At 40.9% G+C, this 7531-nt stretch carries 7 protein-coding genes; 5 read left to right on the top strand and 2 right to left on the bottom strand.

The annotated features are described in order from the left end of the window. Positions 1-19 precede the first annotated feature (19 nt). The 4 genes from rplU to proB all read left to right on the top strand — a co-directional run bounded on the left by rplU (position 20) and on the right by proB (position 2928). Positions 20-331 carry a 50S ribosomal protein L21 gene (gene rplU / locus KUG63_RS10190; RefSeq protein ID WP_015005372.1) on the top strand — a complete coding sequence of 104 codons (312 nt, stop codon included), beginning with the start codon at positions 20-22 and terminating at the stop codon, positions 329-331. Positions 332-350: 19 nt separating this feature from the next. Beyond that, entirely contained in the window at positions 351-608 is a 258-nt protein-coding gene (gene rpmA / locus KUG63_RS10185) for a 50S ribosomal protein L27 (protein WP_015005373.1), read from the top strand. A 130-nt stretch (positions 609-738) separates the two neighbouring features. Continuing rightward, on the top strand, positions 739-1794 hold the full coding sequence (gene cgtA, locus KUG63_RS10180) for an Obg family GTPase CgtA (RefSeq protein ID WP_015005374.1): 1056 nt from the start codon (positions 739-741) through the stop codon (positions 1792-1794). Between the two features lie 9 nt (positions 1795-1803). Continuing rightward, positions 1804-2928, top strand: coding sequence for a glutamate 5-kinase (gene proB, locus KUG63_RS10175; protein WP_287555178.1), 1125 nt, complete (start codon positions 1804-1806; stop codon positions 2926-2928). A 69-nt stretch (positions 2929-2997) separates the two neighbouring features. Here proB and rpsT read toward each other — a convergent pair whose 3' ends face one another. Then, on the bottom strand, positions 2998-3267 hold the full coding sequence (rpsT, locus tag KUG63_RS10170; RefSeq protein ID WP_020932924.1) for a 30S ribosomal protein S20: 270 nt from the start codon (positions 3265-3267) through the stop codon (positions 2998-3000). A 138-nt stretch (positions 3268-3405) separates the two neighbouring features. After that, positions 3406-5793, bottom strand: a complete 2388-nt coding sequence (locus tag KUG63_RS10165; protein ID WP_020932923.1) for a DUF748 domain-containing protein — start codon at positions 5791-5793, stop codon at positions 3406-3408. 199 nt (positions 5794-5992) lie between these two features. Between KUG63_RS10165 and murJ the strand changes: the two genes are divergently transcribed. Beyond that, positions 5993-7531 (top strand): murein biosynthesis integral membrane protein MurJ, encoded by a 1539-nt coding sequence (gene murJ, locus KUG63_RS10160; RefSeq protein WP_081651248.1) that lies wholly within the window; start codon positions 5993-5995, stop codon positions 7529-7531.

The raw sequence follows: 7531 nt of genomic DNA, 5'->3' as shown, positions 1-7531 counted from the left end.
ACTAGGGAGTCTCTAGACAATGTACGCGGTAATTCAAACAGGCGGTAAACAATATAAAGTCGCCGAGGGTGATTTCCTTAAGATCGAAAAGTTAGACGTTGAAGAAGGTAACGAAGTTACGTTCGATTCAGTTTTATTAGTAAATGGTGAAGCAGGCCTGAAAATTGGCACACCAAATATTGATGGCGCAACGGTGACGGCAACAGTCAAATCTCAAGGTCGTCACAAAAAAGTGAATATTATTAAATTCAAACGTAGAAAACACCATATGAAAAAGATGGGTCATCGTCAGTATTACACTGAAGTACTCATTACTGGTATTTCGGCTTAATTAAACAAAGGACAGATTCATGGCACATAAGAAAGCAGGCGGTAGTACTAGAAACGGTCGCGATTCGGAGTCGAAACGACTTGGCGTTAAGCGATATGGTGGTCAAAGTGTTCTGGCGGGAAATATTTTAGTTCGTCAAAGAGGAACACGTTTTCATGCAGGTGAAAATGTAGGCATGGGCAAAGATCACACATTATTTGCGACAGAAGAAGGTAAAGTTGTATTTGAAGTTAAAGGCCCAAAGCGTAAAAAATATATTCGTATCGAAACTGTTTAGTATAAACAGTGCGCTGCGGTTATAGCGGCAGGTACGTATTAAAAAACCCTGTCTAAGACAGGGTTTTTTATTGCGTTAAAAGATTAAGTCAAAACAAGTGGCAAATAGATAAAACATTGAGACATAAACCATGAAATTCGTAGACGAAGCGACCGTTAGAGTTGAAGCAGGTAATGGCGGTAAAGGCCATGTCAGTTTTCGACGTGAAAAATATATCCCATTTGGCGGCCCAGATGGCGGTGATGGCGGTGATGGTGGAAGTGTTTACTTGCAAGGTACCGAGGCACTCAATACGCTAATCGATATGCGCTTTAATCGCTTAATTAGGGCGGAACATGGTGAGCGAGGTCAAAGTCGTAACTGTACTGGTAAGGGTGGCGAAGACTTAATAGTGCCGGTTCCACTGGGGACTATTGTTTACGACGATGGCACAGACGAGCTAATTGGGGATGTCACCGAAGAAGGTCAAAAATTGCTTGTTGCATCGGGTGGTTTTCATGGGCTTGGGAATACGCGTTATAAAAGTAGTACAAACAGAGCTCCTCGACAGTTTTCAAATGGGACAGAAGGTGAGCAACGTGTTTTACGGCTTGAGTTAAAAGTATTGGCAGATGTTGGAACACTCGGTTTGCCAAATGCAGGTAAGTCGAGCCTAATTCGGGCAATTTCATCGGCGCAGCCTAAGGTAGCCAATTACCCTTTTACTACATTGCACCCAAGCTTAGGTGTAGTGCGAGCAGATGAGCTACGAAGTTTTGTGATTGCAGATATTCCAGGCATTATCGAAGGGGCGGCTGAAGGAGCGGGGTTAGGTAATTTATTTTTACGCCATTTAGCGCGAAATAATTTATTGTTGCACGTGGTAGATGTTGAGCCATACGAATCAGATATTGACCCAGTAAAGGCAGCAAAAGCGGCGATAGAGGAAATTGAAAAGTGGGGTGGTGATTTAGCAAAGAAACCACGTTGGCTTGTCTTGAATAAAATTGATTTGTTACCAGAAGATGAAGTGGATAACTATTGCCAAATGATTGTTAATGAATTGAAGTGGGAGGGACCTGTCTTCAATGTTTCTGCCATTAGAAAGCAAGGTACAAACCAGTTGGTTCATGCCATTATGGATTACCTAGAAGAGCAAAAAAGGCTTGAAGTTGAGCAAGCAGACAAGCCAAAGGACGATAGTTAATTTATTCAAATGAAATCAAGAGTCGATTTAAAACGGGCTAAATGCTGCGTTATAAAAATTGGTAGCGCCGTTTTAACAAATAATGGTCAAGGTTTAAATCGTTCGGCTATTAATCATTGGGTCGCACAAATTAGCCAATTAAAAGCACGCGGAATTGATGTAATTATTGTTTCATCAGGTTCAGTGGCAGAAGGAATGGTGAGATTAGGTTGGTCCGCTCGCCCGCATGCGCTTCAGGAGCTTCAAGCGGCTGCTTCAGTTGGTCAAATGGGGCTTATTCAGGCATATGAACAAAGCTTTCAAGCAGAAGGCTATAAAACGGCGCAGGTTTTGCTAACACATGATGATCTGGCAAATAGAACGCGGTATTTAAATGCCAGAGCAACCATTAAGACCTTGTTAGATTTCTCGGTCGTACCAATTATTAATGAAAATGATGTGGTTGCAAATGAGGAATTACGTGTTGGTGATAACGATACGCTGGCGGCTATTATTGCTAATTTAATGAGTGCAGATTTGTTGATGATTCTCACAGACCAAGATGGTTTTTTCGATAGCGATCCAAGAGTCAATTCGGCTGCAGCCTTATTAAATGAAGTAGGTGTTGATGAAGAGTTTCTAGATCAAGCGGCTAGCGGTGGTTCTGGAACTTTGGGGCGAGGCGGTATGCAAACAAAGTTAACAGCAGCGCGAATCGCATCTCGTTCTGGAACGGCAACTATTATTGCTCCAGGGTTAAGGCAAAATGTTATTTTAAGTATTATTGATGGTCGGGCGATAGGGACCTTGCTAATACCTAATGAAGCCCCTGTTTCGGCGCGTAAACGGTGGTTAACAGCGCATTTAGATGTCAAAGGTCGGGTTGTACTAGATGTTGGAGCTGCGCAAGCAATAAAAAGGTCTGGGGTGAGTTTGCTGCCAATTGGTGTTGTTGCCGTTAATGGTGAGTTTGCTAGGGGCGAATTAGTTGTTTGTGTTAATGAAAGTAGTGAAGAATTGGCCCGTGGCTTAGTGAATTACAGCTCAACTGATATAGATAAAATTAAGCAAAACAATAGTTCTGAAATTGAACGGTTACTTGGTTATGTTGGTGAGTCAGAAGTTATTCATCGCGATAATTTGGTCTTGCTATAGGCCGGCAATTTATGGGCAATAAAAAAGCCGACCATATGGTCGGCTTTTTTTATAAAACTTAATAACTACTTATGCTTGCTTAAGTTTAACAATGCGAGCATTAAGGCGGCTCTTTAGGCGAGCAGCTTTGTTTTTATGGATAATGCCTTTAGTGACAGCGCCATCAATGTAAGGAACAGCTTCATGATAAGCGGCTTCTGTTACCTCAGCATTACCTTCTTCCGCACTATACACAACACGCTTAATTTTTGTGCGTAATCGTGTACGCGCAGCCATGTTAAGTTGGCGATTTTGTTCTGATTGTTTGGCGCGTTTTAACGCTTGTGCACTGTTAGCCAAGGTAAATCCTCTAGTGATATTAAAAAAGATTGCGCATTTTGATGAAATAATCGGGCTTTGTCAAGCCCGAGGTGCAATAGGGCATTAATAAAAGCGAGTCTTTGATGGGATTTTCATGGGTTAAATAGGTAGGTGACGTTAAATTAATAGCTCTACTCTTGGCTTTGCTGTCGTTTCGTTATTAAGGTCTTTTTCAACACGGGGTTTGCAAGTAAATAAACGAGTTGCTTTTAAATGATAGTTGTTAACGAGGTGGGTTTTTACAGCAACTTGGCGTTCGCTTGCTAGTTTTAGTAAAGGTTCTTGCAGGGGTTTTTCATTGGGGGCTGTTGACGTTGAGGTGTCGGCGCTGTCACTGTTAGCTAAGTTTTGTAAAAACATGTGGTCATGTTGGGTAGCAAAACCACAGATGTGGATGCTTAACTGTGGTCTTTTTTGCATTAATTCGCCGATTTTATTTATCTGATTTATTGAGTTTTCTGCTAGCACGCTATCTCCAGGAGGGAAAATCAATGGTTCTAATTTGATAGAGGTTGCGATGCCATACGCTTTTTCTGCCGCCATAAACATCACGCCGTATGGCTGCAGTGCATATTTCAAAACATTTTTTACGGTACCTTGTAAGGCATTTCCTAGAGCGGTATTAATCACATCACTGATATTGAAATCTGGTGAGGCGAGATCTCCTTTAACAGGGATGTTGAGTTTAATATTGTTGTTATCATCACGTAGCATGGATAAAGCAGATTCCAGTGGCATTGATAGTTGTTGAGTGATTTTTTTCGCCGTACTTTCATTAGCTGGTTCTAGTGCTAATTGGTTTATTTCTAAGCTGGTTTTCCCGTCAAGGATATTGTCTTTTATATCAATATCCAGGTCTGCATTTAGTTGCCCGTTTTCGATGGTGTAACCGAGTTCATTTTTAAAAATGGGTGAAAAATCATGCAGTTCAAAAGCGGATAGCTGAGTTTGAATAGAGGTGTTTATTTTTTCACTAAGAGGGGCGACCTGGCCTTTTATGGACAGTTTAGAAAATTGATCTATTGTCGCTTGAATATTAATCGGTGTTGGTTTCTTTGGTGTGAGTGAATTAATATTACCAATGTTGAGCTGATCTATCATGATCTTCTTCTCAACGCGTTCCAGCTCAGTTTCTTTTGAAAATTTAATTTGACTGTTTTTTGAAATATCTATGTTAGCCACTTGAAATTGAAAAGGCTTAGCAGCGTTATTTGTCTCGCTGGTCTTTTTTTCATCTGCTGCGGGTAGGCTCTTGGTTAGTGTGTTGAGTAAAGGAATGTCACCTTGTTTATTGATATCGAGAACCGCATTCAAGCCATCAATGTTGATTTTTTTAATATCGATATTATTAAGATCATGCAATTGGAGTTTGTCGATAATCAGCTTTTTGCTCTCTAGGAGCGAATTGTTTGATGCTGTTTTGCCAATCGATAGATCGCCTACCTCTACAGATGAGATCGCTATGTTATTAAGTTTTTTAATGCTTAATTGTTTTACCGTTAATGTCTGAGTATTAGCTAAAACCAACTGGGTGAGTTGATTTGTACTCGAGAGCTCGCTTAGAGTTAGTTGGCCTTCAGCGTTGATGCTTGGTTTCTCGGGGCTTGTTATTACTTGTACCGAGCCACTCCAATCACCAGATCCCAATGTGTGCTGTACAGAGGCGCTCGTTATCACAGCTTGTTTGATTGATAATGAGCCCGTTTGGCTATAATCAATACTGTTTTTACCTAATAACAATGAAAACTTGATATCAGTATCGAGTAGCCCTTTTAACTCCTCAATGTTTTCTCCTGCTAATGCCTTAAAGGCATTAAGATTTAGGTTTTTAACGTTGAGCTGACCCTTAACAGAGGGCTGTTCAGAAAACAGAGAAGCACGAATGTGGCCGTTGATTGGTGATGTATTAAGCTGTGTATTAAAAGAGAGGGTGGACAGGTTATTTGGGTCCCAACTAAAAGCTTCATTAATGGTTAACTGGCTGATGGTGAAGTCGTCTGAGAAAGCGTCAGATTGAAAGGTAAAAGAATTGTTTATTATATTAAGTTTATTTAAGCCTAATTCCCAACTTGTTGATGCCTCTTCATTCGTGTCACGGCTTGCGCCGTTCAAAGGAATTTTAATGCTGCCAATATAGAGAGTTTGGGAGTCTTTTTGCTGAATTTTTATATGTGCGTCTTGAATTGTAAGAGAGTTGATGAGCAACCGTTTATTAAATAGGGGTAGCCAATCAATTTGCAGGTTAACAGAGGATATCGAGAGGTCGGCTTGTTGAGGTTCTTGCGTCCGTAAATGGCTAATGGCTAGTTTGCCAGTAAAAGGATTGAAGTCGACATCATCAATAATGACCGTTTTGCTTGCTGCATTGTTAAGCCCTTTGATAAGGCCAAACTGGATGGCGTAAGGCAGTGCAATAAGTAATACGACGAATAACAATGAGCTAATGATTAAGCGTTTTAGCCAAACAATACGAGAGGTTTTTTTATGATCTGAAGCCAATTTCATTATCCGTTTTTTGCCTGATTTGATTCTAAGTGTATTGTGGCGGCTGTTCAACGATAACTTATAATCGAAGGTGTGTTGATTGCCGTCAGCCCTTATAATAAAAGCCTGATAAGTTTGAACATAACTAGAATCAACTCGATACTAATAAAGCTTGCCTCTGAAGAAGGTAAGGGCTATTTAATAAACAGAGGTTAAGGCGCTGAGTAAAACGTTAATAAAATCGACTGCTATTGTGGGCAGCATGACGATGATTTCGCGTGTTCTGGGGTTTGTTCGTGACATTGTTATCGCGCGTTTTTTTGGTGCGAGCGAAGGTACCGATGCATTTTTTGTGGCCTTTAAAATTCCAAATTTTATGCGGCGCTTATTTGCAGAAGGTGCATTTTCACAGGCCTTTGTACCTGTTTTGTCAGAATATAAAGAGACTCAGTCAACCGAAGCACTAAAAGAATTGCTGGCTAAAACGGCTGGTACGCTGGCAACAGTATTATTTTTTATAACGTTACTGGGTGTTATTGGAGCGCCAGTTTTAATTTATATGTTTGCCCCGGGTTTTGACTCAACAGGCTCACGCTACGAGTTGGCCGTTGATATGTTGAGGATAACATTTCCTTATCTATTTTTTATTTCACTGACAGCCATGGCCGGTGGTGTCTTAAACACCTACGGTAAGTTTGCAATTCCTGCGGTAACGCCAGTGTTATTGAATTTATCATTTTTAGCGGCAATATGCTGGTTGTCTCCCTTGCTTGAAAGGCCAATTATGGCGTTAGCGTGGGCTGTTTTGTTGGCAGGAATCGCTCAACTTGCCTTTCAATTTCCTTACTTAAAACAGTTGGGTTTATTGCCTAGAATGTCATTTGATCGTGGACATGCAGGCGTTAAGAAAATTATGAAGTTAATGTTACCAGCCTTATTTGGTGTGTCGGTAACGCAAATTAACTTGTTGGTAGATACTTTGCTGGCATCATTTTTAGTGGCTGGCAGTGTTTCATGGCTTTATTTTTCTGATCGCTTAGTGGAATTTCCGCTCGGTATATTTGGTATTGCCTTGGCAACTGTCATTTTACCTAATTTATCTAAAAGCCACGCGGCAGGTAAGACTAAAGACTTTTCTGCAAGCCTGGACACAGGCTTACGTTGGGTGGTGTTTCTTGGTTTGCCAGCAGCAGCAGGTTTGTTTTTTCTAGCTCAGCCAATGTTAGCAACACTGTTTCAGTACGATGCGTTTACAAGTACTGATGTCGATAATGCATCGTTAAGTCTTATGGCTTACTCAATAGGCCTGCCTGCCTTTATCCTTGTTAAGGTATTGGTGCCGGGTTTTACCGCGAGGCAAGATATGAAAACGCCCGTTAAAATTGGTATTATTGCCGTGGTTTCAAATATGTTAATGAGTGTTGTCTTAGTATTCTTTTTTCAACATGCAGGCCTGGCTTTGGCAACATCGTTAGCGGCTTTTGTTAATGCCGGTTTGTTATTTACTATTTTGATAAAATCTGAAGCGTTCAAACCTCAACAAGGGTGGGTGAGTTTTGTTATAAAAGTGTTGATTGCCAACCTGGTTGTCGGTGTCATCTATGCCTATGATTATTCGCCAGTTCAGTGGTATGAATGGGGTGCGTTTGACCGAGTTTTGCATTTAACGTTGGAAATACTCATGGTGGTTTTGTTGTATGTTACGACCGCGTTCTTAGTGGGTGTGCGTCCTCGGCATTTGTTACTTAAGGGCAAATAA

This window comes from Cycloclasticus sp. (assembly GCF_019090545.1).
Classification (GTDB): Bacteria; Pseudomonadota; Gammaproteobacteria; order Methylococcales; family Cycloclasticaceae; genus Cycloclasticus; species Cycloclasticus pugetii.
The sequence above is the reverse complement of the archived record's forward strand: the minus strand, read 5'-3'. Positions and strand labels throughout refer to the sequence as shown.

Bases quoted from the DNA above. Each gene is read 5' to 3' on its own strand.
- KUG63_RS10165 (WP_020932923.1), bottom strand. From the start codon at position 5,793: ATGAAATTGGCTTCAGATCATAAAAAAACCTCTCGTATTGTTTGGCTA.
- cgtA (WP_015005374.1), top strand. From the start codon at position 739: ATGAAATTCGTAGACGAAGCGACCGTTAGAGTTGAAGCAGGTAATGGC.
- rpmA (WP_015005373.1), top strand. From the start codon at position 351: ATGGCACATAAGAAAGCAGGCGGTAGTACTAGAAACGGTCGCGATTCG.
- rplU (WP_015005372.1), top strand. From the start codon at position 20: ATGTACGCGGTAATTCAAACAGGCGGTAAACAATATAAAGTCGCCGAG.
- proB (WP_287555178.1), top strand. From the start codon at position 1,804: ATGAAATCAAGAGTCGATTTAAAACGGGCTAAATGCTGCGTTATAAAA.